Origin of the sequence: Streptomyces sp. NPDC059247 (assembly GCF_042754005.1) — a bacterium.
Lineage (GTDB): Bacteria > Actinomycetota > Actinomycetes > Streptomycetales > Streptomycetaceae > Streptomyces.
On the sequence record NZ_JBHYZW010000030.1, the window covers coordinates 24,046 to 50,417 of the forward strand.

Annotated in this window: 26 protein-coding genes; 17 read left to right on the forward strand and 9 right to left on the reverse strand. The window is 73.7% G+C overall.

Annotated elements, in window-relative coordinates:
- Positions 1–22 precede the first annotated feature (22 nt).
- Both ACFXGN_RS30595 and ACFXGN_RS30600 read left to right on the forward strand, forming a co-directional pair.
- Entirely contained in the window at positions 23–1,159 is a 1,137-nt protein-coding gene (locus tag ACFXGN_RS30595) for a DMT family transporter (RefSeq protein WP_384865332.1), read from the forward strand.
- Positions 1,160–1,586: 427 nt separating this feature from the next.
- Positions 1,587–2,561 (forward strand): DMT family transporter, encoded by a 975-nt coding sequence (locus ACFXGN_RS30600; RefSeq protein WP_384865334.1) that lies wholly within the window; start codon positions 1,587–1,589, stop codon positions 2,559–2,561.
- 71 nt (positions 2,562–2,632) lie between these two features.
- Here ACFXGN_RS30600 and ACFXGN_RS30605 read toward each other — a convergent pair whose 3' ends face one another.
- The gene (locus ACFXGN_RS30605; protein ID WP_384865336.1) at positions 2,633–3,301 is read right to left on the reverse strand and encodes a pyridoxamine 5'-phosphate oxidase family protein; all 669 of its coding nucleotides are present in this window, start codon (positions 3,299–3,301) and stop codon (positions 2,633–2,635) included.
- A 36-nt stretch (positions 3,302–3,337) separates the two neighbouring features.
- Here ACFXGN_RS30605 and ACFXGN_RS30610 point away from each other — a divergent pair, with 36 nt between their 5' ends.
- The gene (locus tag ACFXGN_RS30610) at positions 3,338–4,672 is read left to right on the forward strand and encodes an aminotransferase class I/II-fold pyridoxal phosphate-dependent enzyme (RefSeq protein WP_384865338.1); all 1,335 of its coding nucleotides are present in this window, start codon (positions 3,338–3,340) and stop codon (positions 4,670–4,672) included.
- A gap of 151 nt (positions 4,673–4,823) precedes the next feature.
- Here ACFXGN_RS30610 and ACFXGN_RS30615 read toward each other — a convergent pair whose 3' ends face one another.
- Positions 4,824–5,867 (reverse strand): DMT family transporter, encoded by a 1,044-nt coding sequence (locus ACFXGN_RS30615; RefSeq protein ID WP_384865340.1) that lies wholly within the window; start codon positions 5,865–5,867, stop codon positions 4,824–4,826.
- Positions 5,868–5,941: 74 nt separating this feature from the next.
- Between ACFXGN_RS30615 and ACFXGN_RS30620 the strand changes: the two genes are divergently transcribed.
- Positions 5,942–6,844 carry a LysR family transcriptional regulator gene (locus tag ACFXGN_RS30620; protein ID WP_384865342.1) on the forward strand — a complete coding sequence of 301 codons (903 nt, stop codon included), beginning with the start codon at positions 5,942–5,944 and terminating at the stop codon, positions 6,842–6,844.
- A gap of 35 nt (positions 6,845–6,879) precedes the next feature.
- Here the strand turns inward: ACFXGN_RS30620 and ACFXGN_RS30625 are convergent, their stop codons facing one another.
- Positions 6,880–7,347, reverse strand: a complete 468-nt coding sequence (locus ACFXGN_RS30625) for a pyridoxamine 5'-phosphate oxidase family protein (protein ID WP_384865344.1) — start codon at positions 7,345–7,347, stop codon at positions 6,880–6,882.
- A 78-nt stretch (positions 7,348–7,425) separates the two neighbouring features.
- Between ACFXGN_RS30625 and ACFXGN_RS30630 the strand changes: the two genes are divergently transcribed.
- Positions 7,426–8,178, forward strand: a complete 753-nt coding sequence (locus tag ACFXGN_RS30630; protein ID WP_384865346.1) for an isochorismatase family protein — start codon at positions 7,426–7,428, stop codon at positions 8,176–8,178.
- A 17-nt stretch (positions 8,179–8,195) separates the two neighbouring features.
- Here ACFXGN_RS30630 and ACFXGN_RS30635 read toward each other — a convergent pair whose 3' ends face one another.
- Complete coding sequence (locus tag ACFXGN_RS30635) at positions 8,196–8,621, reverse strand: Rieske (2Fe-2S) protein (protein ID WP_384865348.1); 426 nt, start codon at positions 8,619–8,621, stop codon at positions 8,196–8,198.
- Between the two features lie 586 nt (positions 8,622–9,207).
- Between ACFXGN_RS30635 and ACFXGN_RS30640 the strand changes: the two genes are divergently transcribed.
- Positions 9,208–9,858 carry an alpha/beta fold hydrolase gene (locus ACFXGN_RS30640; protein ID WP_384865350.1) on the forward strand — a complete coding sequence of 217 codons (651 nt, stop codon included), beginning with the start codon at positions 9,208–9,210 and terminating at the stop codon, positions 9,856–9,858.
- A gap of 13 nt (positions 9,859–9,871) precedes the next feature.
- Here ACFXGN_RS30640 and ACFXGN_RS30645 read toward each other — a convergent pair whose 3' ends face one another.
- Together ACFXGN_RS30645 and ACFXGN_RS30650 are read right to left on the reverse strand one after the other, a co-directional pair.
- Positions 9,872–10,561, reverse strand: coding sequence for an adenosylcobinamide amidohydrolase (locus tag ACFXGN_RS30645; RefSeq protein ID WP_384865352.1), 690 nt, complete (start codon positions 10,559–10,561; stop codon positions 9,872–9,874).
- Positions 10,562–10,856: 295 nt separating this feature from the next.
- Entirely contained in the window at positions 10,857–11,141 is a 285-nt protein-coding gene (locus ACFXGN_RS30650) for a putative quinol monooxygenase (protein ID WP_384865353.1), read from the reverse strand.
- Between the two features lie 211 nt (positions 11,142–11,352).
- Here ACFXGN_RS30650 and ACFXGN_RS30655 point away from each other — a divergent pair, with 211 nt between their 5' ends.
- The 7 genes from ACFXGN_RS30655 (at position 11,353) to ACFXGN_RS30685 (ending at position 16,122) form a co-directional block, all read left to right on the forward strand.
- Entirely contained in the window at positions 11,353–11,748 is a 396-nt protein-coding gene (locus tag ACFXGN_RS30655; protein WP_384865355.1) for a WXG100 family type VII secretion target, read from the forward strand.
- Positions 11,749–11,791: 43 nt separating this feature from the next.
- On the forward strand, positions 11,792–12,091 hold the full coding sequence (locus ACFXGN_RS30660) for a WXG100 family type VII secretion target (RefSeq protein ID WP_384865357.1): 300 nt from the start codon (positions 11,792–11,794) through the stop codon (positions 12,089–12,091).
- Between the two features lie 69 nt (positions 12,092–12,160).
- Positions 12,161–12,625 carry a hypothetical protein gene (locus tag ACFXGN_RS30665; RefSeq protein WP_384865359.1) on the forward strand — a complete coding sequence of 155 codons (465 nt, stop codon included), beginning with the start codon at positions 12,161–12,163 and terminating at the stop codon, positions 12,623–12,625.
- 14 nt (positions 12,626–12,639) lie between these two features.
- The gene (locus ACFXGN_RS30670) at positions 12,640–13,248 is read left to right on the forward strand and encodes a hypothetical protein (protein WP_384865361.1); all 609 of its coding nucleotides are present in this window, start codon (positions 12,640–12,642) and stop codon (positions 13,246–13,248) included.
- The gene (locus ACFXGN_RS30675) at positions 13,249–13,557 is read left to right on the forward strand and encodes an RNase A-like domain-containing protein (protein WP_384865363.1); all 309 of its coding nucleotides are present in this window, start codon (positions 13,249–13,251) and stop codon (positions 13,555–13,557) included.
- A gap of 14 nt (positions 13,558–13,571) precedes the next feature.
- Positions 13,572–14,207, forward strand: a complete 636-nt coding sequence (locus ACFXGN_RS30680; protein WP_384865365.1) for a contact-dependent growth inhibition system immunity protein — start codon at positions 13,572–13,574, stop codon at positions 14,205–14,207.
- Between the two features lie 937 nt (positions 14,208–15,144).
- Positions 15,145–16,122, forward strand: coding sequence for a BTAD domain-containing putative transcriptional regulator (locus tag ACFXGN_RS30685; RefSeq protein ID WP_384865367.1), 978 nt, complete (start codon positions 15,145–15,147; stop codon positions 16,120–16,122).
- A 19-nt stretch (positions 16,123–16,141) separates the two neighbouring features.
- Here ACFXGN_RS30685 and ACFXGN_RS30690 read toward each other — a convergent pair whose 3' ends face one another.
- The 3 genes from ACFXGN_RS30690 to ACFXGN_RS30700 form a co-directional block, all read right to left on the reverse strand.
- A complete protein-coding gene (locus tag ACFXGN_RS30690; protein WP_384865369.1) occupies positions 16,142–16,783 on the reverse strand; it encodes a flavin reductase family protein in 642 nt (213 codons plus the stop codon).
- A gap of 1 nt (position 16,784) precedes the next feature.
- On the reverse strand, positions 16,785–18,926 hold the full coding sequence (locus ACFXGN_RS30695; RefSeq protein ID WP_384865371.1) for a tetratricopeptide repeat protein: 2,142 nt from the start codon (positions 18,924–18,926) through the stop codon (positions 16,785–16,787).
- Positions 18,927–19,018: 92 nt separating this feature from the next.
- A complete protein-coding gene (locus ACFXGN_RS30700) occupies positions 19,019–20,293 on the reverse strand; it encodes a hypothetical protein (RefSeq protein WP_384865373.1) in 1,275 nt (424 codons plus the stop codon).
- 1,480 nt (positions 20,294–21,773) lie between these two features.
- Between ACFXGN_RS30700 and ACFXGN_RS30705 the strand changes: the two genes are divergently transcribed.
- From ACFXGN_RS30705 to ACFXGN_RS30720, 4 genes are all read left to right on the forward strand, one after another.
- Entirely contained in the window at positions 21,774–22,406 is a 633-nt protein-coding gene (locus tag ACFXGN_RS30705; protein WP_384865375.1) for a polysaccharide deacetylase, read from the forward strand.
- Between the two features lie 155 nt (positions 22,407–22,561).
- Positions 22,562–22,984 carry a hypothetical protein gene (locus ACFXGN_RS30710; protein WP_384865377.1) on the forward strand — a complete coding sequence of 141 codons (423 nt, stop codon included), beginning with the start codon at positions 22,562–22,564 and terminating at the stop codon, positions 22,982–22,984.
- Between the two features lie 2,317 nt (positions 22,985–25,301).
- A complete protein-coding gene (locus ACFXGN_RS30715) occupies positions 25,302–25,547 on the forward strand; it encodes a hypothetical protein (protein WP_384865379.1) in 246 nt (81 codons plus the stop codon).
- 83 nt (positions 25,548–25,630) lie between these two features.
- Entirely contained in the window at positions 25,631–26,194 is a 564-nt protein-coding gene (locus tag ACFXGN_RS30720; RefSeq protein WP_384865381.1) for a Uma2 family endonuclease, read from the forward strand.
- The last annotated feature ends 178 nt before the right edge of the window (positions 26,195–26,372 follow it).

Consider the following 26,372-nt stretch of genomic DNA (forward strand, 5'->3'; position numbering starts at 1 on the left):
CGCGTCCTGTCATCATGGCCCGATGCACGCGTCTCAGGGGAGAAGCGCCGGCCTGGGACTCGCCCTGGCCTCGGCCTTCGCATTCGGTGGTTCGGGAGTGGCGGCCAAGCCGCTCATCACGGCGGGGCTCGACCCGCTCCACGTGGTGTGGCTGCGCGTCGCGGGCGCCGCGCTCGTCATGCTCCCGGTGGCCTGGCGCCACCGGGACCTGCTCCGCCGCAAACCCGCCCTCCTCATGGGCTTCGGTCTGCTCGCCGTCGCCGGGGTCCAGGCCTTCTACTTCGCCTCGATCTCCCGCATCCCCGTGGGGGTCGCGCTGCTCATCGAGTACCTCGCCCCGGCGCTCGTCCTCGGCTGGGTGCGCTTCGTCCAGCGCAGGCCCGTCACCCGCGCCGCCGCCTTCGGCGTCGTCCTGGCCGTCGGCGGGCTCGCCTGTGTCGTCCAGGTCTGGTCGGGGCTCTCCTTCGACGTCGTGGGACTGCTCCTGGCGCTCGCCGCCGCCTGCTGCCAGGTCGGCTACTTCGTCCTCTCCGACCAGGGCTCCGGCGAGGCGGAACAGGCCGACCCGCTCGGCGTCATCGCGTACGGGCTCCTCGTCGGCGCCCTCGTCCTCACCGTGATCGCCCGGCCGTGGGGCATGGACTGGGCCCTCCTCGGCGGCCGGGTGGACATGGGCGGCGACGCCGTGCCCGCGTGGCTGCTGCTCTGCTGGATCGTGCTGATCGCCACCGTGCTCGCGTACGTCACCGGCGTCATCTCGGTGCGCAGGCTGTCCCCGCAGGTCGCCGGTGTCGTGGCCTGCCTCGAAGCGGTCATCGCGACCGTCCTCGCCTGGGTGCTGCTCCGCGAGCACCTCGACGCGCCGCAGATCGTCGGCGGCGCGGTCGTCCTCGTCGGGGCCTTCATCGCCCAGTCCTCCACCCCGAAGGCGCCCCCGGCGGAGCCCGTGGCGGGGTCGGTGCCGGGGGCGGCGGCGGGCGGCGGCGCCCCGGAAGACGGCGGCCGGGGTGAGGTCACCCGGGGCGAGAGGGGCCCGGCGGACAGCGGTCCCGGCGGGGAGGGCCCCGCTACGGGTGGCCCCGCCCGCGACGCCCCGGTGCACGCCGGTGCGGCGGACGGCGGCGCGCAAGGCCCCGGTCCGGTGGACGGTCGGCCCTGAGGGCGTCGGCCCCGGGGACGTACCGCCCGAGGGCTCCGGTCGTGGGTACGTACGACCGACCCGAAGGTACCGGTCACGGGGAGCGGGCCCGAAGGCTCCTGCCCCGGAAGGCTCCGGCCCCGATGGCGCCGGTCCCGAAGGCGCCCGTTCCGGACACCGGCCCCGAGGGCTTCGGCCTCGCGGGCGGCGGTTCCGGGAGCGCCCGTCCCACGGACGGACCGGGCACACGGTTGTCGCCGGGCCGGAACGCCCCCTAGGGTGCCGGTCATGCACGCGACCACCCTTCCGCCGCCCACCGCCTAGCGCGCGGCACCCCTCCGACGAAGACCGGGCTCGGCCGGGCGCCTTCCGCCCCCGAGCGGTTCGTCGCTGCCCGCGCGCGGAGTCCAGCGGCCACCCTTCCCCCTGTCTTCCACGGAGACGTCACGTGTCGAACCCCTCGGAATCCGCTCTGCCCGTCGGCCGGAGCCTGCTCTATCTGATCGTCGCCGGAATCGCCTGGGGCACGGCGGGCGCCGCCGCCTCCCTGATCTTCCGGACCAGCGACATGGGCCCCCTCGCCCTCTCCTTCTGGCGCTGCGTCGGCGGCCTCGTCCTGCTCCTCGGCGCGCTCGCGCTGCGGCCCCGGCGCGCCCGTACGGCGGGGGAGACGCGCGGTCGGCGGACCGCCCGCATCCTCGGCACCGGGATCGGGCTCACCGTCTTCCAGAGCGCCTACTTCGCCGCCGTGCAGTCCACCGGGCTCGCGGTCGGCACCGTGGTCACCCTCGGCGCGGGCCCCGTCCTCATCGCGCTCGGCGCCCGGCTCACGATGGGCGAGCGCCTCGGGCGCGGCGGTGCCGTCGCCGTCACCGGCGCGCTCGCCGGGCTCTTCGTCCTCGTCCTGGGCGGCGGCGCGACGGAGGTACGGCCGCTCGGCGTCGTCCTCGCGCTCGTCGCGGCGGCCGGATACGCGGTGATCACCCTGCTCACCCGGTGGCTCGGCAGGGACGGCGGCCGGACGGACGCCCTCGCCACCACCACCTGGGCCTTCGCCGTCGGAGCCGTGGGACTGCTGCCCGCCGCGCTCGCCGAGGGGCTCGTCCCGCACACGGACGCGCCGCTGAGCGTACTGCTCCTGCTCGGATACGTGGCCGCCGTGCCGACCGCGCTCGCCTACGCGCTCTACTTCGCGGGCGCGGCGGTCGTCCGCGCCGCCACGGTCTCCGTGGTCATGCTCCTGGAGCCGGTGAGCGCGGCCGTGATCGCCGTCTCCCTGCTCGGCGAGCGGCTGACCGGCGCGATCGTGCTCGGCACGCTGCTGCTGCTCGCCGCCGTCACGGGTCTGGCGTTCGCCGAGACGCGTACGGCGGCACGGCGACGGGCGGAGGAGGCGCGGGAGTCGGCGGCGGTGGCGGTGTAGCACCGAGAACGGGGGCGGGCCCGGTACGGTGCCCGCTCCCTCGTTCCGTACGGGAGCGGGCACCGTACGGCTCAGAACGCGGCCAGGTAGCCGGGCAGCGCCACCGCCGGGTCGAGGTCGTCCGACGGGACCGGCTCGCCGTAGCCCCGGCGCACCGGGACCACGCCCGACCAGTGGGGCAGACCGAGGTCCTCGGCGTCGTCGTTGGGGCCGCCGGAGCGGACCTTGGCCGACACCTCGTCCAGATCGATCCGGATCACGGCGGTGGCGGCCAGTTCCCTGGTGTTCGCGGGGCGGGAGTCGGCGGAGCGGCCGGGGACGACGTGGTCGACGAGCGCGTCGAGGGCGGTGCGCAGCTCCTCGGGGTCGGTGACCTGGCGGGCGGTGCCGTGGACCACGACCGAGCGGTAGTTGATCGAGTGGTGGAAGGCGGAGCGGGCGAGCACGAGGCCGTCGACGTGGGTCACGGTGAGGCAGACGGGCAGCCCGGGGGCGGCCACCCCGTCGCCCGTGGCGCGCAGCGGGCGCGATCCTGTGGAGCCGTGCACATAGAGCCGGTCGCCGACACGGGCGTAGAGCGTCGGCAGGACGACGGGCGCGCCGTCCCGGACGAAGCCGAGGTGGCAGACGTAGGCCTCGTCGAGTATCGAGTGGACGAGCGCCTTGTCGTACGAGGCGCGCTCGCGGGAACGGGTGGGCACGGTCCGGTCGGTCGGGGCGTACGCGTCGGCGGCGGTCATGTGCCAACTCCATTGCACTAGTGCATACTGTTGTTTGTGCTAGGAGAATATCGGATCGAAGGTCGCCGCGCATCGGACATCGCCGCGAGCGTGGAACGCGGGGTCGGCGCCGGAGCCCTGCGGCCGGGGCAATCCCTCCCGCCCATGCGGGAGTTGGCCGAGACGCTCGGGGTGAACCCCAACACCGTCGCCGCCGCCTACCGCACCCTGCGCGAGCGCGGGGTCATCGAGACGGACGGCCGACGCGGCAGCCGCGTACGGCCACGGCCCGCCACCACCGCGCGCGGCTCCCTCCGGGTCGAGGTCCCCGCCGGGGTCCGGGACGTGAGCGGCGGCAACCCCGACCCCGCTCTGCTGCCGCCGCTCGGCGCGGCCTTCGCGGAGGTGGCCCGGCGGTACGCCGAACGGCCCGGCATGTACGGAGAGGTCCCCGTCGACGAGGAGTTCGGACGGCTCGCGCGCGCCGCCTTCGACGCGGACGGGGTCCCCGACGGGCCCGTCGGCGTCGCCTCCGGCTCCCTCGACGCCGTCGAACGGGTCCTCGCCGCCCGGCTGCGGCCCGGTGACGCGGTCGCCGTCGAGGACCCGGGCTGGGGCAGCCTCCTCGACCTGGTGCCCGCGCTCGGCCTGCGGCCCGTACCGGTCGCCGTCGACGACGAGGGGCCGCTCCCCGGGGAGGTCGAGCGCGCGGTGCGGAAGGACGGGGCGCGGGCGGTGATCGTGACCGACCGGGCGCAGAACCCGACCGGCGCCTGTGTGTCCGGGGCGCGGGCCCGGGAGCTGCGGCGGGTGCTCGCGGCCCACCCCGGCGTGCTGCTCGTCGAGGACGACCACGGGCACGGTTTCGTCGCGGAGCCGCTCCATCCGCTCGCCGGGGTCACCGACCACTGGGTCCTGGTCCGCTCCGTCGCCAAGGCCTACGGGCCCGATCTGCGGATCGCCGTCCTCACCGGGGACCCCGAGACCGTCGACCGGGTGCTCGGGCGGCAGCGGCTCGGCCCCGGCTGGGTCAGCCGTCTCCTCCAGGGGGCCGTCGCGCACCTGTGGGCCACGGGCGCGGTGGACCCCGAAGCCGTCGCCCGCGCGTACGGGAAGCGCCGCGACGGCCTCGTGCGGGCGCTGGCCCGGCGCGGTGTCGAGGCGCACGGGCGCGGGGGCATGAACGTGTGGGTGCCGGTCGCCGACGAGACGGGCGCGGTGGCCGGGCTGCTGGCCGCCGGATGGGCGGTGGCCCCGGGCGCGCGCTTCCGGATGGACACCGGACCGGCCGTCCGCCTCACCGTCTCCGGCCTCACCGCCTCGGACGTGGAGGCCCTGGCGGAGGCGGTGGCGCGGGTGGCGGGGCCGGTGGTGGCGCGGAGCTACGGGTAGCGGGGTGGCGGGCCCGGACGTCGCGCGCCGGGTCGGCTCCGCCGGGTCTGGCTGGGAGTGAGGGCCCGGCCGGGGGTGCGGGCCGGGCGGGGAGCGGGTCGAAGGGCGGGTCGAAGGGCGGGCCGAGGGCTGCGTGCGGGTCCGGCGGGGCTCAGACCGAGGCGGCCTTCCGTGGTGGGTCGGCGGCCGGTCCGTTCTGCTGAGCCGGAGCCGGAGCCGGAGCCGGAGCCGGAGCCGGAGCCGGAGCCGCGTCCGGGGTCGGGGGTGTGGTGCGCCGGGAGGCGCGGGTCTGGGTGAGGGCCGCGCCCGCGAGGACGACCACCGCGCCGACCGGGGTGTTCCAGCTGAGCCCCTCGTCCAGCAGGGTGACGCCCGCCGTGGTGGCGATCACCGGGATGAAGTACGTGACCATGGAGGCCGTGGTCGGGCCGACCTCCTCGACCACCCCGTACTGGAGCAGCATCGCGTACCCGGTGCCCAGCGCGCCCAGCGCGATCACGGCGAGCAGCGGAAGGGTCTCCACCGACTCCGGCATCGAGGTGAACACCGGTGTCACCACGGCCAGTTGCAGTGTGGCTATCCCGACCTGCGAGGTGGCGAGGGAGAGGTTCGAGACCCCGGAACCGGCGAGCGTCCTGCGGACGTAGATCCAGCCGACCGCGTAGCTGAACGAGGCCAGCAGGGCCAGCGCCGTGCCCGTCACGTCCAGGCCCGAGAAGCCCTGCCAGGCGCCGAGGACGGTGAGCACGCCGACGAAGCCGATGCCGAGCCCGGCCGCGCGGACCCGGGTGGGCCGGTCCTCGGAGAGCGCCACCAGGGAGAGGAGCATCCCCCACAGCGGCGTCGTCGCGTTGCAGATGCCCGCCAGGGTCGAGGGGATCGTCAGCTCCGCGTACGAGAACAGGGAGAACGGCAGGGCGTTCAGGAGGAACGCGGCGACCGTCAGATGCCCCCAGACCCGCGCGCCGCGCGGCAGCCGGTCCCGCTTCACCACCAGCGCCACGACGAGCACCGCCGTACCGAACAGAAGCCGTCCGAAGGTGACCTGGAACGGCGCGAAGCCCTCCGTGCCGACCTTGATGAAGAGGAAGCTGAAGCCCCAGATGAGGGCCAGGACGCCGAAGCGGACCCGCCAGTCGAGAAGGCGTGGGACGCGGGCGGGGGACGGGAGGGGCGGGGCTGTCGCGGGGCTCATGACACTCAGGGTGACGGCCCCGATCTCGTAGAACAAGCGAGAATTCCTCGACCCCTCCCCTTAGTATTGCTTACATGTTGAACCTGGAGCGCCTGCGTACCCTGGACGCCCTCGCCCGGCACGGCTCGGTCAGCGGCGCGGCCGAAGGGCTGCACGTCACCACCTCGGCCGTCTCCCAGCAGCTGTCCAAACTGGAGCGGGAGGTGGGGCAGCGGCTGCTCGCCAAGAACGGGCGGGGCGTCCGGCTCACCGACGCGGGCCTGTTGCTCGCCGAGCACGCCGCCCGCATCCTCTCCCAGGTCCAGCTGGCCCAGGCCGACATCGAGGCACAGCGCGGCCGGGTGGTGGGCGAGGTCCGCTTGGCGGCCTTCCCGACGGCGGCCCGGGGCCTCTTCCCCGCCGCGCTCGCCGCCCTGCGCGACGACCACCCCGAGCTCCGCGTCCGTACGACGGAGCTGGAGCCCGAGCCCGGTGTGCGGGCCGTGCTGCGCGGTGACGCGGATCTGGCGCTCGTCCTCGACTGGAGCAACAAACGGGCCCCCGTCCCCGGCGGTCTGGAGCGCGCCCACCTCCTCGACGACTCCGCCGACGTCGCCCTGCCCGCCGGGCATCCGCTGGCCGGCCGGGACGCGGTGGACCTGGTGGACTTCGCCGACGAGGAGTGGGTGTCCTGGCCGCAGGGCGAGTTCTGCCACGACTGGCTGATGTTCACCCTGCGTTCCCAGGGCATCGAACCCCGCATCGGGCACCTCGCGGGCGAGCACCACACCCAACTGGCGCTGGTCGCCGCCGGGCTGGGCGTGTGCGTGACGCCCCGGCTCGGCCGGACCCTGCCGGACGGTGTGGTCTTCGTGCCCGTACGGCAGAAGGTGCGGCGGCACATCTACGCCATCTGGCGCGGTGACGCGGGGCGCCGCCCCTCCGTACGGGCCGTCGTGGACGCGCTGCGGACGGCGGCGGAACCCCTGGCGAGCTGAGGCCCTTCCGGGACCCGGCCGCGCCCCCCGGGCCCTCAGGGTGCCGCGAGCTTGCGGAAGTCCCAGGAGGCCACGGCCTCGGGGGTCAGCCGGAGCCAGGCGTGCCGCCCGTCGTGCGGCATCGCCTCCAGGCCGAAGTTCTTGGCCGCGAACAGGGCCTCCACCGCGTCGAGTCCGGGGCACGGCTCGCCCGTGCGCGGGGCCTCGCCCACGGACTCGACCCTGCCCGAGAGCTCCACCCCGCGCAGTTCCCCGTACTCCTCGCCGTCGTCCACCACCACGGCGACCCTCGGATCGGCGCGCAGCTCCGCCCAACGGCGGCTGCGGGTCAGGGAGTACAGCCACAGCGAGGAGCCGTCCCAGACGAACCAGAGCGCGCTGACGTGCGGGCGCCCGTCGGCGGACACGGTCGCCACCCGGCAGGTGCGCTGTTCGGTGAGGAAGGAGTCGAGCTCGGCCGGGGTCATCATGATCCGGCGTCCACGGCGCTGTGCGACGTTCATCGTCCGCACCCTTCTGGATTTCTGATGAGACGTCAGAAAGCATGGGGGGCCATCCGCGCGCGTGCAAGGGGAGGGTCCATGGGGCAGGAACGGGAACAGGGCCGGGGACGGGATCGGGATCGGGAAGAGGGCCGGGAGCAGAGCCGGGAGCGGGGTCCGGAGCGGGGGCGGGGAGACCGGACCGGAGACCGGCTGGGGGAGGAGATACGGCCGGACGGCGGCGTCGTCCTGCTCACCGTGGAGTGCCAGCAGGGCGTCGTCGGCCCGGACAGCGCACTGCCCGAACTGGCCGCCGTCGCCCGCGCGTCCGGCGCCCTGAGGAACATCGCCCGGCTCGTCGCCGCCGCCCACGAGGCCGACGTCCAGGTGATCCACGCCGTCGCCGAACGGCGCCCCGACGGCCGGGGCGCGAACACCAACGCGCGCCTGTTCCGGGCCGCGACAAGACTGCCCGTGCGGCAGCACAGCGGCAGTACGGCCGTCCGGATCGCCGAACCGATCGAGGTCGCCGACGAGGACCTCGTCGTCCGGCGGCTGCACGGACTCTCGCCGCTCGCCGGGACCGACGTCGGCCCCCTCCTGCGCAACCTGGGCTGCCGCACCCTGATCGTCACGGGCGTCTCCGCCAACGTGGCCGTGCCCAACGCCGTCTTCGACGCGGTGAACCTCGGCCACACGGTGGTCGTCCCCGGGGACGCCGTCGCGGGGGTGCCCGCCGACTACACCCCCGCGATGATCCGTCACACCCTCGCGCTCGTCGCCACCGTCACCACGACCGACGAGATCCTCGCCCGCTGGAAGCGGCCCCGCCGCTCACCCCGGACCACCTGAGGCGCCGGAGCCCGCCGTCAGCCGAAGCTGATCGCGTCGCCCACCACCTGGATCGGCGTCGGCGGCAGGGAAGCGGTGGCGGGACCGGACTTCACACTCCCGTCCGACACGTCGAAGCGGCTCCGGTGGCAGGGGCAGACGATGGCCCCGTCCTCGACGGCGCTCACCGCGCAGCCCTCATGGGTGCACGTGGACGAGAAGGCCTTGAACTCGCCCGCCTTCGGCTGGGTGATGACGACACCCCGGTCGGCGACGACCTTGCCGCCGCCCACCGGGATGTCACCGGTCAGCGCGAGCGTCCCGCCCTCCGCCGCCGCGCCCTCCGCACCGGCGCCGCCGGTGCCGCTGTTCCCGCTCCCGCCGCCTCCGCACGCGGTGAGCGCCGCCGCCAGCCCCGCACCGCCCGCCGCCGCGACCACCGTCCGGCGTGCCACTTCGCTCATGTGTCTCTCCTCTTCCCTCGATGCCCCGGCGCGCCCGATGCGTCGTGTGCCGGGGTCCGAGGCTACGGCGGCGGCCCGCACCCCGTCCGCAGGACGGACGTCCGCCTCGCGGACTGCCCTGCCGCGTCCGCTACTTGACAGGGTGGGGGAGGGAGCAGGAGAGAGATCGGCACGAGGACGGGCGAGTTCCTCGGACGGCCCGCACCGGGCTCCGTGCGGGGCCGGTACGGGGAGGAGAGGGCCCCGCGCACGGCCCCCGCACCGGGCGGAGCGGGCCTCGCGCACGGCCCGCGCCCGGGAGCGGAACGCGCCCCGCACGGGCGTCCGGCCCGTCGCCGCGCGTGCCCGGCACGCCGTCGGCGGGGTCCCCGGCGGATCGCCCGTGCGGGTCCGTACCGTCCGGCCGGTCCGACCTGGCAGACTGCGGGCCTCACGGCCGTCTCCCGGGACGCGGGCGGACCGCCCGACCGGGACACGGCAAGCGACTCCTGGAGGCTCCCATGGCGCAGCGGCCCGGACCCGCGGTCCTCACCGGCACCCGTCCCCGCAGACCACCACGGCCGGACCGGAGCGGAACGGACGCCCGATGACCCTGTGCCGCACCCGCAGGGCCGCCGAACCCGGCACGCTCCACGTCCGTACCGCGCCCGCCGTGCCCGTCGCCGCCGTCCTGCTGCTGCACGGCGGGCGCGCCGAGGGGCCCGAGCCGCCGCCCGTCCTCAACTTCCCGGCGCTGCGCATGAGGCCCTTCGCCGCCGCCGTCTCTCGCGCCGTCCGGGGCCGGGAGGTCCTCATCGCCGAGGTCCGCTACCGCCACCGGGGCTGGAACGGGCCCGACGCGGACCCCGCCCGGGACGCCGAGGACGCCCTCGTACGCCTCCGGGAACAGGCGGGACCCGTCCCCGTCGTCCTCGTCGGCCACTCGATGGGCGGGCGCGCCGCGCTCCGGGCCGCCGGTGACCCGGTCGTCCGGGGCGTCGTCGCCCTCGCGCCCTGGTGCCCCACCGGCGAACCCGTCGACCACCTCGGGGGCCGTCGCCTCTATCTGCTCCACGACGAGACCGACCGCGTCACCTCGGCCCGCGCCTCCTGGGACTTCGTCCGCAGGGCACGCGCGGCGGGCGCGGACGCGGTGGGCATCCCGATGCCGATGGGCGGCCACGCGATGCTGCGCGGCGCCCACCTCTGGCACCGCCGCGCGGCCGAACTCACGGCGGCCCTGCTGTCCCACGGCTGAACCGGCGCGGGCCTCAGGACCCCCGGACCGCGAGGGCGTCGGCGCAGGCCGCCCGGGTCGCCGCGTGCACCGCGCGGGCCAGCCGGGCGCCCCACGGGGACCGGGGACCGGCGAAGGGCTCGGGCTCGGTGCCGGGGGCGGTGGGCGCGGCCACACAGACCGCGTCCGTGGGGGTGCCCGAGGCGTCCGCGCCCAGCTCGACGAGGGCCTGCACCTTGGCCTCGGTGGCGGTGGCGACCGCGTTGACGAGGGCCGCGTCGGTGAGGGGGACGGGCAGCGACACGATGATGTTGATCGTCCCCGGCCGGGGCGCGGCGACCCCACCGGCCTCCGGGGCCGCCGCCCACCCCCGTACCCCGATCCCGGCCGTGACCACGGCCCGTACCCCGCCGTCCTCGGCATGGCGGCGGTCGATAACCGGAGCGGCCGTCATCAGGCCCACTCCCGGGCCTTCGAGCCCCGCCCCGGCGGCCAGTTCGCGGAGGTGGGCGACGGGGTCGAGCCGCCCGTAGCCGGGCGGGACCTGCGCGTTGAGGACCCAGGCGCGCGGACCGACGCCCCCGCCGAGGACCGCGCTCGACACCATGCGGACGCCGGGCCCGGGAGCCCACACCAGCATCGGCCAGACCCTGCCCTCCTCCGTATGGGACAGCAGGGCCGCGTCGGCGAGGGAAGCACGGGTGGGAAGCGTTCGAGAAGACACCCGGACACCCTAGGGCCTGTCCGGGACCGCCCGCCGGGTGCGCCCCGGGGACGTTCCCGGCCCGGAGGTGTTCCCGGCCTGGAGGCGTTCCTGGCCCGGAGCGCCGACGCGTGTCCCGTACGGGTCGCCGTCGGCGCTCCCGGTCCGCCGCACCGGCGGGGCGGCACCGCCACGTCTCCGGCCGCATCGCACCCTTCGGCCGCATCGCACCCTTCGGCCGCCGGTGCCTCCCGGCGGCCGTACCCCCGGTGACGGCGCGGGCCCGGGGTCCGCCCTCCGTCCTGAGGGCGGACCCCTACGGGTTCTCGACGCCGGAGATCCGGTACTTGCGCACCTCGGCGGCGCGCAGGTGGGCCGCCTGCTCGGGTTCCGGGCCCGTGTCGCGGAAGCGGGCGAGGTCCTCGTCCGTCTCCCAGCGCTCGTACACGTTGATCCGGTCCGGCTCGACCGGATCGGCCGACAGGACGAAATCGAGACAGCCCGCGGTGGCACGGGCCTGCCGGACGACCTCCGAGCACCCGGCCAGATACGCGGTGCGGTCCGCTGCGTCCACCCACAACTGCCCGGCGATGATGATCATGCTGCTCCTCGTCCCGCGATCCCTCGGGCGACCGCACTTCGGCCCCCACGGCAGGAAGGACCGTGGCGGGCCGGGAAACTCATCGGTGCTGACGGCACCACCCGGGGAAGCGGACTCCGGGCGTTCCCGCCCGCCCCCGCGCGGGCACCCGCTCCCGGACGGCTGTCGCAGCCCGTTGTCATGGTTGCGGCAGCGACGAAAGGCGGGGGCCATGACCATCGACGCGCATCTCAAGACCTCGGAAGAGGACCTGACGAGGCTGGCGGACGATCTGGACGCGATGCAGCGTCACATCGACGGCCAGGTACGGCGGATGGACGGCGTCGTCGACCGGATCGAGGCCGGCTGGAAGGGCGGGACCGGGAAGGCGTACCGCTCGCTGCACCGGGCCGCGTCCGAGGACGCCGTACGCGTACGCGAGATCCTCGTCGTCCTCGAACAGGCCGTGCGGCTGAGCCGCGACGGCTTCACCGCGCAGGAGATGGAGAACCTGAGGCGCCTGCGGCAGTCGGAGAGCGCGGTGGACGTGGCCGCGGAAGCCGCGAAGCTCCAGGCCGCTCCGCAGGGCCCGCCCGCCGGACCCCGCAGCGGCATCCTGGACGTCTGAGCACACCGCGCAGGCCCATCACCGAGGAGCACGGGGGGCTCTCTTGTCCGACGACCACATAGGTGTCGACTTCGGCACGCTGGGGGATCTCGCCACCGAGCTCGAAGACATCCTCAGACAGCTCAACAGCAAGCTGGAGACGCTGTACCGGCGCACGGAGAGGGTCGTGCTCACCTGGGACGGCGAGGCCCGCGAGGCGTTCGTCGACGAGCTCGACCAGTGGGACCGGCAGATGCGGGACCTCCAGGCCGCGCAGAAGTGGCTGCACGAGGTCGTGACCAACGGGCAGGCCAACTACGGTGCCGCCCACCGCGCGGTGCTGCGCGGCTGGGGCGCGGCCTGATGGGGACTCCCGCCGCGCCCCCCCGCCCCGGGCACCGGATTCGACGTCACACCAACCCAGCTGAACGGGGTGGCGGGGATCGTCGCCGCCCAGCAGGTCCATCTGGACAAGGCCGCCAAGGACTTCCTGCTCGCCGTCAGCGAGTACATGGACTGCGGCGGCCACGGTCCCGCCGCCGAAGCCGTCTCCGCCTCGTACGTGAAGGTCGGCAACACGTTCCTCGACACCTGGGCCAAGGCCGTCGCGGGCATCGGCGGCGTCGCCACCGGCTTCACCACCACCGCCGACAACTACGCGCGGGCCGAGGCCGCGAGCCACCCCTCCGGCACCGCCCAGCCCCAGCAGTTCCCGCTCCCGCACGTCATCGACTCGCCGCCCCGCTACTCCCGGATCACCGATCTGAAGTGGGGTGACATGGACGACTACTCCAGCAACCTCATCTCCTGGCTGCTCGAAGGCGTCCCGGACTGGGCGATGGACATCGTCCGGAAGCTGCTGCACCACGTCTTCCGCTGGCCGCACAAGGGACCGTGAGAGAGGTGTGTGCCATGTTCTCGGACGGGCCGGTGGTCCGGCTCCTCGACCTCGCCGTGTCGGTACGGGACTCGGCGGGCCGGCTGTCCCTCGACGCCGAGCTCGGGCGGTACGTACGGCTGGTGCGCGGCGATGCCGTCGCGCAGTGGAACTGCTCGGCGTACGCGGCGGCGGGCGCCCTGGAAGCGGCAGCCGACGGTCTCGGCGCCGCTCCGGACGCGTTCCGTGAGAAGGCGGCGCGGGCCGCGGGCGGCGCGGACCCGGCGCAATTCCTCCGGACGCTCGCGACATCACTCCGTGAGCGGGACCGGGCCGGTGCGGCGGAATTCTCGGAACTCCCGATGGAGGGCTGGGAATTCCTTCGCACCTTCCCCCTGCTCTTCGGTCTCGACGCGATCCTCATGGACGAGCCGGGACCGGTCGGCGAGGTGGTGCGGACCCTCCTCGACAACGAGCACCCCTTCTGCGCCGAACTCGCCGCCGGGTACGGTGGCGAGGCGCAGCGGGCCCGTGTCCTGTTCCCCGGTGCCGAGGGCCTGCGGCCCCGGCTGTCCTGGGCCACCCGGGACGCGCTCCTCTCGATCACGGCCGCCGTCGACGACCACATGCGGCGGGAGCACTGAATGACCGCGCGCCGGAACCGCGCCGCGACCTACCCGGACAGGGAGACCGCCCAGTGGGCCACCCAGCAGGTGGTGACCCGCAACGAACAGGTCATCCACCGCTGGCTCGCCCAGTCCACCCGGCAGCGGCTCGCCATCGAGGCGGCCTGGCCCTCGCGGCCCGAGCCGGTCGGGCGGGTGCTCAGCGACCCGATGGCGCTCGTCGGCCGGGACGCCGTCGAGGTGCGCGCCGCACGGGTGGTGCTGCGGCGCAGCGAGACCGGCCCGCTCGGCTTCACCGTGCACTCCACCGTCCCGATCGACCTGTAGGGAAGCCTCAGCCGATGCCGCTCAAGCCCCTCGACCACGACCGGAAGTACGGCGAGCTGGACCAGGTCGTCCGCGCGCACCTCGGGCGCCGCGCCGACGACCCGGAGGCCCTGGAGGCGTACCTGCGGCACTGCTGGCGCACCCGCCCCTGGGTGATCGGCGTGGCCGAGCACCAACTGCGCGAGTACGCCCAGAACCCGCCGGGGCGGCTGCGGGTGCGGCTCGGCGAGTACTACCCGGTGCCGGACGTGGGCCTGCCCGACGACGAGGTCCAGGACTGGCTCAGGGGGCTCGCCGACCGGCTCCGCGCCAGCGTCGAGACGGGCCAGGCCCCGCCGCCGGCCACCCCGCGCACCCACTGGGAGTGGCACGCCCGCTTCCCGGAGCTGGGCCAGCTCCTCGGCGGCTGGTTCGGCCAGGACCTGCCGGAGGAGTTCGGCGACCACGACACGGCCCTCGCCGACTATCTGGCGACCACGGACACGGGTCTGGTGGCCCAGCTGGTCGGCGAGCTCCGTGACCTGCTGAGCCTCCCCCTGGACGAGTCCGACCTCGCCCTGGCCCTCGTCGAGCTCGGCATGGAGGTGGACCCGCCCGAGCCCCTCGGCCCGGGTGGCTGGCTGGCCGAACTGGCGGACCGTCTGAAGTGACCGGTCGGTCGGCCCGTCCACCCGCGCCGACGACGGGCCTCCCCGGGACGGCACACCGACACGGGGGCCCTTCGCGACGGCCCCTGACGAACAGTCTCGGCTCAAGCGGAGGTGAGCCGAACCGGGGGTGACGCGTGGGCCCGGCCGACGACCGCCCTCCGTGCGAGCGAGCCGGAGCGGATCAGGTGCGCGACCCTCCCGCCCGGGGCGGCGGACACGTCGGACCGTGTGCGGGGAACCGTGCCGTAGCCCACGCGGCGCGTCCGCTGCCCGGAGCGAATCGCACGGGCCTCCGCGAGGAGGACTCCGCCCTCTCGCACCTCCGATGCCCGGCTCGTACCTCCGGTACCCGGCAGCCGGAGTGGGTCGGACGGCGACGCCAGGATGGCCGCCTCTTCCTGCCGGGGCCGTCATCGCCTCCTCCCACATGGTGAAGATCGTGGTGGCGGGGCGGGACTCCCGCCGATGGCCGACGAGCGACTCCGGGGCCCGCGCGGGACGGTGTCCCCGCGTGCCGCTCGCGGCGCCCTCTCGTGACGGTCGACGGGTCGACACACGCCCGTGGGGTCGGGGCGTCGCCGCGCGCCCCGGGGACGGACCCGGTCGGGCGGGAGCGGCGCCGGGGGCGGGCGGCCGACCGCGACACCCCGCGCCATCAGGGGGCACGGAGCGGCTCCCCCACGGGCCCGGGGTGCTTGCCGGGGCGGGGCGGCGCCGCCGTCCGGTCCGCCTTCCCGGCCGCGTCCCCGCTCCGCTCCTCCGGCTCCGTCCACGGTCGCGGGGCGAGGACGAGCGGGCGGCCCCGTCTCCTCTTCGGTCGCGGTCCCACGGGCCCGAGACCTCCGCGGCCCAGGATGGCTCGATTCGAACCTTGCCCGTACATGCCAAGGCCCCCCACATTGGGCGCAGTTCACGCACATCCTGCACACAAGTCACAGTGACGGGAGAGTCGACGGCGGTGGCGTTCCAGCGCGCGAGGACCATGGTGGCGGGCGGCGCGGAGGGCGGTGCGGGGCGGCATCCCGGCACGCCCCCGGAACCCTGGGAGCACACGGACGCCGAAGCGGCGGGGAGCGGGCCGCGCTATCTGCTCCTGGGACCCCTGGAAGTGCGGCTCGAAGGTCGGCCATGCACGCCCACCGCACTCAAGTCCCGTGCATTACTGGCCCTGTTGTTGCTGCGGGCCAACCAGCAGTCCTCCGCCGACGCCCTGATCGAGGACCTGTGGAACGGCCGGCCGCCCCGCTCGGCGCTGGCGGCGCTCCAGATGTACGTCTCGGGCCTGCGCCGGATCCTGGTCCCCGGCCACAGCCGCGACGGCCTGGACGCCCGCCACCATCCGCTGCTGCCGACGGTGGGGTCCGGATATCTGCTGCGCGTGGGGCCCGGGGAACTCGATCTGGACGATTTCCGCGAGCAGGCGGCCCTGGGCCGCGACCGGCTCGCCGCCGGTGACTGTCAGGCCGCCGGCCACGCCTTCCGGCGCGCTCTGACGTTCTCGCGCGGTACGCCCCTGGGCGATCTGACCCACGCGGACCTGCCCGGCTTCTACGGCGACCGGCTCGCCGAGGAACAACTGGCGGTGGTGCAGGACCGGATCGGTGCGGACATCTGCCGGGGCCGCGCCCGGGAGGTCACCGGCGAGCTCCGGGAGCTGTGCGCCCGCTATCCCCTGCGGGAGGCGTTCCACGAGCTGCTGATGCTGGCGCTGACCGCCACCGGCCGACAGACCGAGGCCCTGGAGGTCTACGCCGAGGCCCGGCGGACGGTGGTGGCGGCCGGTGGCATCGAGCCGGGATCCGCCCTCAAGGCGGCGCAGCAGGCGGTGCTGCGGGTGCGGCCCCCGCTCAACGCCGGTCACGAGTACTGCCGTTCGGCGCTGAGCGCCGAGCAGGAACGTTCATCTGCTCGTTGACGTGGACCCTTTCCGGCCCTCAGCGCAGCCGCCAGTCCAGCCGGCGCCCGTAGTAGACCAGGGGCTGTCCCTCGCCCGGCACGCAGGAGGACACCTCGCCCACCAGCGCGGTGTGGTCGCCGTGCGGGAAGGCCGCGGCGACCCGGCAGCGCAGGTAGCCGGACACGCCGAGCAGTCGCGGCACGTCACCGTCCCACTCCCACAGGACCTCCGCGAACTTGTCGTCCGCGCCGCCCGCGAACACCCGGGCCAGCGCCTCGTCGTCCGCGCCCAGCAGATGCACCCCGAAGTCCGTGCCGGGCCGGGCGCTCAGCTCCCGGCCGGTCCGGGAGCCGTCGGCGACGGCCATCAGGACGGACGGCGGTCGCACGCTGTAGGAGCACAACGAGGACACCAGCATCCCGAGGGGGCGGCCGTCCGACCGTCGCGCGGTCGCCACCGCCACTCCGGTCACCAGCCGGGACATGGCCTCGGTGAACCGCTCGGCCAGTACGCCCGGCTCGGCCAGTACGCCCGGCTCGGCGAGCGCGCCGGACGGGCGCCCGCCGCCCGTGAGGGGCCGCTCACCCGTCACGGGCCGCTCACCCGTCACGGGCGCTCCGGCCGTCACGGGCGCTCCGGCCGACGGCTGCCCGCCGACCGGAGCGGTGTCCTCCGCCACCCTACGCACGGGCCTGCCCGGCGGCGCGCAGACAGCTGTCCAGGTGGCTGCGGGCCTCGGGGTCACCCGTGGCGGCCAGGGCCACCTCGAAGTCCGCCGCGGCCTCGCCGTAGCGGCCGGCCGCCTCGTGGACCACACCGCGGTTGAACCGGAAGTCCGCGCGGTCCGCGAGCGCCACGGCCCGGTCGAAGTCGGTCACGGACAGGTCCAGGTCGCCGTCCAGGTAGGCCAGTTCGGCGCGCACCGCCCACGCCTCGGCGAGTTCGGGATCGTTGCGCAGCGCGGCCTCCAGAGCCTCCCGGGCCGCGGACACGTCCCCCTCCTCCGCCAGCAGCCGCCCGCGCAGCGACAGCAGATACGGGTGCTCCGGGTGCTCCGCGAGACCGCCGGTGACGCTCTCCAGCGCCGCCGAGGTGTCACCGAGGTCGGCCAGGATCCCGGCCCGGCCGAGCGACGCCTCCGGATGGCCGGGTTCGAGCTCCAGCGCACGGTCGAAGTCCGCCAGGGCGCCCTCGGCGTCCCCCAGCTCCAGCCGGGCGTCGCCCCGGTTGTAGTACGCCTCGGGGAACGGCGGCTCCAGGCGCAGCGTCCTGGTGAACTCGTCGATCGCCTCCTCGGCACGGCCCAGCTTGCGCAGGATGACGCCCCGGTTGAAGTAGTGGTCGGAGAAGCCCTCGTCCGCCGCCAGGATCTCGGCGTAGTCCTCCAGGGCCTCCGTCAGCCGCCCGCTCATCGTGTTCACCTGGGCCCGGTTGTAGCGCAGGCCGGTCCGGTGCCAGCTGCGCTTGCCGAGGCCCAGTTCCCGGTCCAGCCGCTCGATCCCCTCGTCCAGCAGCCGCAGCGCCTCGTCCGGCCGCCCCGCGCGGACCTCGACCAGCGCGAGCCCGTTGCGGTTGAAGACCGAGAAGAAGGCCCGCTCGTCAGGGTCCCGCAGCAGGTCGGAGATGCTGATGGCCTGGTTGACCCAGGCGCGCGCCAGGCCCTCGTCACGCCGCTCCGGCGGGTAGTGGCGGGCGTAGAGCATCCCGGTCTCGTAGGCGAGCTTCATGTGGTGGGTCGCGCTCAGGGTGCGGGTTCGGGCCTCGTGCTGGAGGGCCGCCGACTCGTCCGGCCGCCCGCCCGCCGCCAGGCAGGCGCTGGCCTCGCGGATGAAGTACCACCAGGTGTCGGGGTGCTCCTCGGCGCTCAGGACGGCCCTCGCGGCCTCGCTGATCTCGGCCGAGACGTGGTAGAAGCCCAGGTACTTGCAGTGGTCGAGGGCCCGCCGCGCCGCCGCCACCCCGGCGCCGACGGGGTCCGTGCCCCGCAGCAGGTGGTACGGCAGCGCTCCCAGGCGCAGCGAGGTCTCGCCCGCCTCGACCCGCTCGGCCAGCTCCCCGGCCCTGCGCTCGTGCAGGGCCGCCCGCTCAGAGGGCGTGAGCGCCGCGTAGGCGGCGGCCGGGCCCGGCTCGTCGTCCACGCAGTCGCCGTCCACGAACGCGCGGGCCGCGCGCCGCGCCTCGGCGGGGGCCCCGGCCCCGGTCGACGGGGCGGCGTCCGGCTCCGTCCCCGGCTCCGCCGGTCCGGTGACGGGGGTCGCGTACGCCGCCAGCGCGTCCGGCAGCGACACCGACACCTCGCCCGGCGGCTCCCGCAGCGGCTCCGGGCCCGAACAGACCACGATCGTCAGCAGCTTCGCCGGTATCCGGCGCAGGGCCACCGCCAGGAACTCCTGATCGGTGACGTCGGCGTGCTCGACGTTCGTCACGACCAGGGTGCGGGGCGCGTCCGTCACGTCGGGCAGGGCCGCGAGGAGGAACTCCACGAGCCCGTGCGCCACCCGCAGCGAGTGCAGCCGCGCCGGGTACCGGCTGATCTCACCGGCCGAGGACTGTTCCTGGACCCCCCGGACCAGCGGCGGCACCAGGGGGGTCAACTCATGGGTGCTCTGCTGGAGTTCGATGTAGTGCCGGTCCGCGAGGTCGGGCCTGGCCCTCAGGATCTCCGGCGCGATCTCGCGCAGCAGCGTACCGGCGGCGGTGTACGGACCGCGCAGCCTGCGGTGCGCGTCCGCGGTGAGCGACGGACCGGGCAGACCGAGGGCGTCCCGCAGCCGCTCCCGTCGGCGGGAGTGCGGGGCGGAGATCCAGTAGTGACCGCTCACGTTTCTTCCTTTCACTGAGGGCCTTCGGGGTGGAGACGGCCGTGGGGCCCCGCCGGGGGTGGGGACGGGGAGGCGCGCGGCGGACGCCGACGTCAGGCGATGACGTGCCGGGTCCGCTCGCGGCGCCTGCGGAGCCGGTCGCGGGCGGCGAGCCAGAGGGCGATGCCGATCTGCAGGAAGGTCAGCAGTAGGAAGACCGTGCCGTCCACGAGCATGACCCAGTCCGGCCGGTCGGCCGTGAAGCGGCCGAGGACGGCGCCGATCATGTCGAAGAAGACCGGCCCCAGGCCGAGCAGGAAGGTGCTCAGGCTGAGCGTGTAGCCGACCGGGATGAGCCAGGAGTACCAGCGCGCCGCCCGCCGGTCCGCCGGATGCCACTCGGACTCGTCCAGCAGCCGGTCCGGGCGCCCCAACAGCCGGTTCCACCGGTTGCGGAGCATCCGGGTGGCCGTGGTGTGCAGATCCACGCAGCCGAGGGCCGTGCTGATCAGCACGTAGATGTCGGTGCGCAGGTAGAAGAAGAACTGCCACAGCACACGGACCACCGCGGCGAAGGCCACCGCCAGGCAGACCCGGCCGGCCAGACCGACGCCGCCGGGCCCTCGGGTGAGGTCCGCGACGATGATCAGCACACCGACCAGGACCACGTCGACGATCATTCCGGCCAGGATCGGCAGATAGCGTTTTCGGCGCTCCACCACGACCAGGCCGTCCAGGGAGGTCTCGACCACCAGGAAGTAGAAGCGGTACGACATCCGGGTGCGCGACCCGATGCCGAGGCGGCGGCCGGCCAGCGCGTGGTAGATCTCGTGGACCGCGATGAGCGGTGCCGCCGCGACCGTCATCACCACCATGATCAGGGAGTAGTAGTCGCTGAACACCATGGCCCGGGGGCTGGGCAGCAGATCGGGGCTGCGTACCATCAGCACCGTCGCCCAGGCCACCACCGCGCCGTAGCAGAGCCATGCCACCGGTGAGAACAGCACCTGCCCGAGCCGCTGCCAGCGCACCGGCCGGACGGTGTCCGGGGCGGCGTCGGCCTCGGAGCTCACGAAGTCCAGCTCGTACAGCGCCTCGACGATGTCGGCGACGTCGATGGGCTCGCCGTACTCGGCCTCGTACCAGTCCGCGGCCTGTCTGGGGGTCGCGCCCTCCTGGAGGCGGTGCACCAGTGCGGCACCGTCCGGCGGGAAGATGGCGAAGGACTCGATGTCCGGCCGGCCGATCGTGACCTCGCCGTTCTCCTCCAGGTGCACGAGGCGGTGAAGCGTCAGCGGCCTGTCGAGGTCGCGCGCCACCGCGACGTCCGAGGGGGCGTCCGAGGCGTCCGGCCGCGCGGTGCCGTCACGAAGTTCCTGATCCGCCATCGCGGCTCCTTCATCTGCAATGGTCCCGTACCGCGCACGGCGCCCGTACACCGCACGGGTTCCGGTGGCGGACGACCGCCCGCCACCGGAACCCGGAACGGCACTTCAGGTGCGCTGTACTCAGTTGGCGGCCGGGTACGTCGAACAGGCCGAAGAGGTCAGGCGAACCGGGCCGGCCTTGCGGATCTGGATCTTCTTCATGACAGAACCCCTCTCGAGTGATGGCTGGTGACACATGGCCTGCTGGCCATCGGTGATTCTTCTGAGCCGGGCCAAAGCCGCCCCAGATCCCCGCCAAAGGCTCACGGCCCGCCCCTCCCGACGCGGCCGTGCCGTCCGGGAGGGGCGGGGCCGCCGCCGGGGCACGCCGGTTCCTCCAGCGTCGCCGTCGCCGTCGCCGACACCTCGCCGCGCGCGGCGCTTGAGCACCGGGCGCTCCTCACCGCCGGTCACACCGGGCCGCGCGCCGGACACTCCTCGTCGATGATCACCCTCGGTTACTGTGCTCACTTCATGCCGGAGGTCGGCAGCGAGGGGCGCGGCACCGTCGATGGTCTGCTGGGCGAGCAGGGGTGACCGGCCCGTCGGCCGGAACTCCCCGGATTCCCCGCCGCGCCGCTGACCGGTGATTCCCGCCATCACGCCCCGGAGAAGCCGTCCGTGGGCTGTAGGGCTCAAGAGATGGGTAGCCTGGGAAAGTGTTGGAAGAGGTCGTAGCGACCCTCTATGTCACGCCCCTGAGTGAAGGCGGCTCGCTCCCCGGGGGCGTCGAGGCCGACGACCTCGGTATGTACGTCATGAAGGTGTCTACCTGGCGGCGTTGACCTGCATCGATGCGGCTACACCCACCCCTGACATGCGCGGATGAGTCTTTCAGCATCTTTCGGGATCGGGTTGTGTGACGCAGTCGATTCCCCCCCACAGGCTCCCCAGGAAGTCAGGAAGTGACGTTGCGGCGGGCTCGGTGGCAAGAGACGTCCATGCCACCAGAGGTGCCGTCAAGGGCACGTCGAGTGGCTCCTGTGAGGGCAGGGGAGAAGCCTGGCGCTGAGCGGATGAGCGCAAGGCGCGAGTCTGACCTGCCTGAGCAGGCTCAAGTGCGGACCCGCCGCCGGTAGTCGACGCCTTTCCGATGGCACACCGGCACTCTCGTACCGGAGGGGGCTATCTCAAATGACTTTCCGTAACGACTGGTTAGTGCCCTTGCAGAACATCTGAGTTGACCGGATGCCGCCGACGACATCGAACGCCAGCCACGACGACCACGGTCCACCGGCACCTGAGCCTGCCCGTCAACGCTGAGCCCGGCCGCACCGGACCAGAAGCATTCGGGTGCCCGGTGGAGTCCGCGCCCCCGCCTCCTCGTTTCGGTCATCCGTCAGGGACATCAGGACAGCCGGTGTCCCAGCCCTCGTCAGCCACAGGGCCGGGTTGGTAGACACCTCGGCAGTCCATCCGAAGCTCTGAGGGAGGGGTCACCGTGATCACGACGGAGAACAGGGGAACGGTCCGGCGGGGGGTGCGGGCGCTGTTGGCGCTCGGTGCGGTGGGCGCGTTCGCGCTGGCGGGCATGGGTACGGCGCAGGCCCAGGACGCGGGCGCCCAGGGCCGGGCCGGTGGGACACAGACCGCCTCCGGGGAGACCAGGTACGCGGTCGGTGTCACGCCGGTCCAGGCGTTGAGAGCCGAGCTGTCCCGGCGCGACGCGGGGGTGACGGCCCGGGTGGTCTGTTACCGCACCCACGTCGCGGACTTGGGCTGGCTGGGCACGGCCTGCAACGGGGCACCCGCCGGGTCGGCCGGATACCACAAGTCCGTCGAGGCGGTGGAGATCGCGACCTCGGACACCGGGGGCGTGTGCGCCGACGCGCATCTGGCGGATGTCGGCTGGCAGGGCACGCGGTGCGCGGGGAACGGCGCCTCGGTGACGGTGGGGACGACCGGGCAGTCCCGCCGGATGGAGGCCCTGTGGCTCCAGGTCGGCACCGGGCCGCTGGCCGCGCAGGGGCACGTGCAGGACCTCGGTTGGACGGCGACCCAGTACGGCAACCCGGTGATGGTCGGGACGACGGGCCAGCACCGGCGCCTCGAAGCCATCAGCGTGTGGGTCTGACCCGGAGGCCGCCGACCCGGGCGTGGCGGTCCGACAGCCGGTGATGCCGCCGACGGCCGATCCGTACGGCCCGGGGACCGCCGACGGCTGATCCGTACGGCCCGGGGACCGCCGACCGGCGCACACACCGGATCCCGGCCCTGGCCGGGATCCGGATGACCGAGCGGCTCCTCGGCCTCGTACGCGACCTCGCCGCCCGCGTGATCACGCACCCGCACCGGGCCGACGCCGTCGCGGCCTGCCAGGCACTCAAGGCCCTCGCCGCCGCCCACCGCCGCAGGCCGAAGCGGCGTGAGCGGGAAGGCCCCGTCGTGGATCTGCCGACAGCCGAGCGGATCGCGAAGCACCGCGCGGTGCGGGCCTGCCTCCGGGCCGAGGGTCCGCTCGCCGGGCATGTTCTCGCCCAGGGCGGGCTCGCTTGCGGCGGGGTGTACGGGATCCTGGCGTATCTGGCCGGGCCGCCCAGCCGTCGCTCTCGCGGACGGGAACACCGCCGCTCCAGTGAGGCAGGCCGTCGTACGGGAGCGCGGGCGGAGTTCTGCCAGGCCAGGGCGTGGGACCAGAAGCGGGCCTTGTAGAACCTGGCGCCGATTCGGACGGAGTCCGTTACGGGGGTAATCCCTGCGTGTACGGGAGCAGCCCCCGCAATGAGATCGCGCGCCGGATGAAACGGGTCGATCCCCGCGCGTACGGGGAGCAGCAAGCATGGAGCCAGAAAACCGCCGCAGACCGGGGTCCATCCCCGCGCGTACGGGGAGCAGACCGGCCGACGGAACACATCCCTGTTCGAGCCGGGTCCATCCCTGCGGGCGCGGGGAGCAGGAGCGGACCAGGATCGGCGGAGCGTCCGCTTCGGGTCCATCCCCGCGGGCGCGGGGAGCAGTCTTGCTGAGCTGCAGTTCTACCGCAGGCACTGTTGGTTCTGAGCTACTTTCACTGAAACCGGCAAGGCTCCTATAGCGATCAAGGTGCCGATCGGGGCAGGCCAGCCGCCTGCGGTCCTGGACCAGGTCGCTCGGCATGACCAAGGAGCAGAGCACCAGACGCGGACACCGGGGAGTGATCCCCTGCGGCCCGGGCGGACGGACCATTCAGCAAGGCGCTGGTCAACACCGGTCAACAAGGGCCGCGCGAAGCGCAGCCGGGGCCGCGGGACGAGTCCGGCGTCCGGGCCCAGGCGTCGCCGTCCAGCGAGGCACTGGTCGACGGGGGCCATGCGGGAAGCAGTCCGAGGCCCCGCTCAGCGGGGCAACCGGCGCGGATCCATCCCCACAGGCTCGGGGAGCAGGGCCCCGACCCCGGTCTGGGTTACCGGGGTCCATCCCCGTGCGTACGGGGAGCAGCGAGGTCGGCGAGTCCGTCGCGGGCCCGGGTCGGGTCCATCCCCGTGCGTACGGGGAGCAGTCTTCCTGACCTGCATTTCTATCGCAGGTGCTCCTCGTTCTGAACCACTTTCACTGAATCCGACAAAGCGCCTAGAACAGCTAAAGCGCCGATCGGGGCAGGCCAGCCGCCCATGGTCCCGGGATCCGGTCGCGTCGACAGGAACGAGGAGCGGCAGGGCTGCGGGCTCCAAGAGGCGAGTCCGGCGTCCGGGGCCCAAGCGTCGCCGTCCAGCAAGGCACTGGTCGACGGGGGCCATGCGGGAAGCAGTCCGAAGCCCCGCTCAGCGGGGCAACCGGCGCGGATCAACCCACACGCGCACGAGAAGCAGTCGGCATCGAGGGCGAAGATCGAGCGAAGGTCGGGCCCATGCCCGCAGGCGCAGGGAGCAGCTCTGCCCTCACCAGTCCCGGGACGGCGGCGCAGGTCCATCCCCGCGCGTACGGGGAGCAGGCGGACGTCGACGGGAACCGCCACTTCTACGGGGGTCCATCCCCGCGCGTACGGGGAGCAGCACGTCAGTGAGAACGCCCTCGCCGGGTACCTGGGTCCATCCCCACGCGTACGGGGAGCAGCCTTCCTGACCTGCAGTTCTACCTCAGGAACAGCTTAGTCTGAGCTACTTTCACTGAAACCGGCAAAGCGACCGGAACGGTCAGAGTGTCGATCAGGACAGGCCAGCCGCCCGCCATCCAGGATCCGGTCCGCGCCAGCAGGAACAAGGAGCAGGGCTCCGGACTCCGCGAAGCCCGCCACTCGGGGAGCAAGCGGCGCCGTCCAACGAGGTATTGGTCGGCGGGGCACGATCCCTGAGAGCAAGGTACGGACGGGCCTCCTCAGCGTCGAGCGAGATACATCCCCGCGAGCGCGGGGAGCAGCACTACTTCGCCCAGATGGGCGCGCTCTAGGAGGGTCCATCCCTGCGGGCGCGGGGAGCAGCCTCTATCAGCTCCAGGAGGTCACGCGTCATGTGGTCCATCCCTGCGGGCGCGGGGAGTAGGAGCAGGCCATCGAGCGCGACCTCCCGGTCTCGGGTCCATCCCTGCGGGCGCGGGGAGTAGCCTTCCTGACCTGCAGTTCTACCGCAGGCGCAGTTCGTTCTGAACCACTTTCACTGAAACCGGCAAAGCGACCGGAACGGTTAAAGTGTCGATCTGGTCAGGCCAGGGGCCCGTCACCCCAGGTTCTGGCCCGCGCCAACAGGAACAAGGGGCAGGGCTGCGGGAGGGGAGCCCTCGGTCAGGCCTGGCAGGCGCCGTCCGGCAAGGCGCCAGTCGACAGAGGGCGCTCCAGGGAGCGGTGCGCTCCCGGTCGGTCACGCCAGCGAACCCGACCCATCCCCGAGCGTACGGGGAGCAGCAGGCTCGGGGTGTGCGTCATGCGTTCTCCTCGGGTCCATCCCCGCGCGTGAGGGGAGCAGCGCCGGGCGAGGCCTGCGGGCGCGGGGAGCAGTCGCGGCGGACCACGGTGCCGCACTCGTCGGGGGGTCCATCCCTGCGGGTGCGGGGAGCAGTGGAGCTGCTCGAGGCCGTCGGCGTCGCACGCCCGGAGCAGGTCCGGCGCGAGCTCGCCGCCACCGTCTTCCCTGACGCCGAGCAGGACCTGGAGGACGAGGTGCCGCCGTCCTTCGAGGACGTCCGCGCTCAGCAGCGCCAAGGCGGCGAAGCCGTACGTGCCGCCGCGATCCTGCGGGCCCGCGCCGAGCGCACCGGACGGACGGAGCCGCACGCCGTGCCCGACCTGCGTCAGGCCGGATGAACATGCAATTTCTGGGCATCGAAACGGACAATCGTCTGCGTGGCAAGTCACACTAGGACTGTTGCCAAGGAGGTGAAAGGACCGTGAGTGTCGCCCACAGTCACATCGGGCCCTGGACACTGGACGACGTCCTGGCCCTGGACGAGGACAGTACCCAGCGCATCGAGCTGGTCGGAGGACAGCTGATGATGAGCCCGGCGCCCGGCCTGGCGCACCAGCGTGCCTCGCACCGGCTGCACAACCTCTTGGAACAGGCCGCCGAGACAGCTGGCGCGCAGGTCGAGGTCTTCGAGGCGATCAACATCATCGTCCCCGACGGGCTGCTCATACCCGACCTTGCCGTCGTCGACGCTTCGGCCGCCAGGGAAGCGGTGACGGCCGTGACTGCTCACGATGTGCTGATGGTGGTGGAGATCGCCTCGCCCTCGACCCGGGTCACCGACCGCAAACTCAAGCCCGCCCTGTACTCGGCCGCCAGTATCGAGCACTACTGGCGTATCGAGCTGGAGCCCGCCCCGCGGCTCCTGGCCGGCCGCCGCACGAGGGGCGGCTCCTATACCGACGACGAACACCTGGCTGGCGCTGTGGCCCGGCTCGCAGAGCCGTTCCCGATCACGTTCGATCCCGGATCCCTCATCCGCCGATAGCCTCCAGCAGACCAACAGAACACGGGGTCCATCCCCGTGCGTACGGGGAGCAGCCACTCGGCTCTCACCTGAGGATCTGCTGGCCGGGTCCATCCCCGCGCGTATGGGGAGCAGTCTTGCTGAGCTGCAGTTCTACCGCAGGCGTAGCTCGTTCTGAACCACTTTCACCGAAACCGGC

Excerpts from the sequence above, each read along its gene's own strand:
- ACFXGN_RS30655 (WP_384865355.1), top strand. The coding sequence starts at position 11,353 with ATGACCATCGACGCGCATCTCAAGACCTCGGAAGAGGACCTGACGAGG.
- ACFXGN_RS30680 (WP_384865365.1), top strand. The coding sequence starts at position 13,572 with ATGCCGCTCAAGCCCCTCGACCACGACCGGAAGTACGGCGAGCTGGAC.
- ACFXGN_RS30675 (WP_384865363.1), top strand. The coding sequence starts at position 13,249 with ATGACCGCGCGCCGGAACCGCGCCGCGACCTACCCGGACAGGGAGACC.
- ACFXGN_RS30630 (WP_384865346.1), top strand. The coding sequence starts at position 7,426 with ATGGGGCAGGAACGGGAACAGGGCCGGGGACGGGATCGGGATCGGGAA.
- ACFXGN_RS30650 (WP_384865353.1), bottom strand. The coding sequence starts at position 11,141 with ATGATCATCATCGCCGGGCAGTTGTGGGTGGACGCAGCGGACCGCACC.
- ACFXGN_RS30625 (WP_384865344.1), bottom strand. The coding sequence starts at position 7,347 with ATGAACGTCGCACAGCGCCGTGGACGCCGGATCATGATGACCCCGGCC.
- ACFXGN_RS30615 (WP_384865340.1), bottom strand. The coding sequence starts at position 5,867 with ATGAGCCCCGCGACAGCCCCGCCCCTCCCGTCCCCCGCCCGCGTCCCA.
- ACFXGN_RS30620 (WP_384865342.1), top strand. The coding sequence starts at position 5,942 with ATGTTGAACCTGGAGCGCCTGCGTACCCTGGACGCCCTCGCCCGGCAC.
- ACFXGN_RS30670 (WP_384865361.1), top strand. The coding sequence starts at position 12,640 with ATGTTCTCGGACGGGCCGGTGGTCCGGCTCCTCGACCTCGCCGTGTCG.
- ACFXGN_RS30640 (WP_384865350.1), top strand. The coding sequence starts at position 9,208 with ATGACCCTGTGCCGCACCCGCAGGGCCGCCGAACCCGGCACGCTCCAC.
- ACFXGN_RS30605 (WP_384865336.1), bottom strand. The coding sequence starts at position 3,301 with ATGACCGCCGCCGACGCGTACGCCCCGACCGACCGGACCGTGCCCACC.
- ACFXGN_RS30710 (WP_384865377.1), top strand. The coding sequence starts at position 22,562 with ATGACCGAGCGGCTCCTCGGCCTCGTACGCGACCTCGCCGCCCGCGTG.
- ACFXGN_RS30635 (WP_384865348.1), bottom strand. The coding sequence starts at position 8,621 with ATGAGCGAAGTGGCACGCCGGACGGTGGTCGCGGCGGCGGGCGGTGCG.
- ACFXGN_RS30700 (WP_384865373.1), bottom strand. The coding sequence starts at position 20,293 with ATGGCGGATCAGGAACTTCGTGACGGCACCGCGCGGCCGGACGCCTCG.
- ACFXGN_RS30595 (WP_384865332.1), top strand. The coding sequence starts at position 23 with ATGCACGCGTCTCAGGGGAGAAGCGCCGGCCTGGGACTCGCCCTGGCC.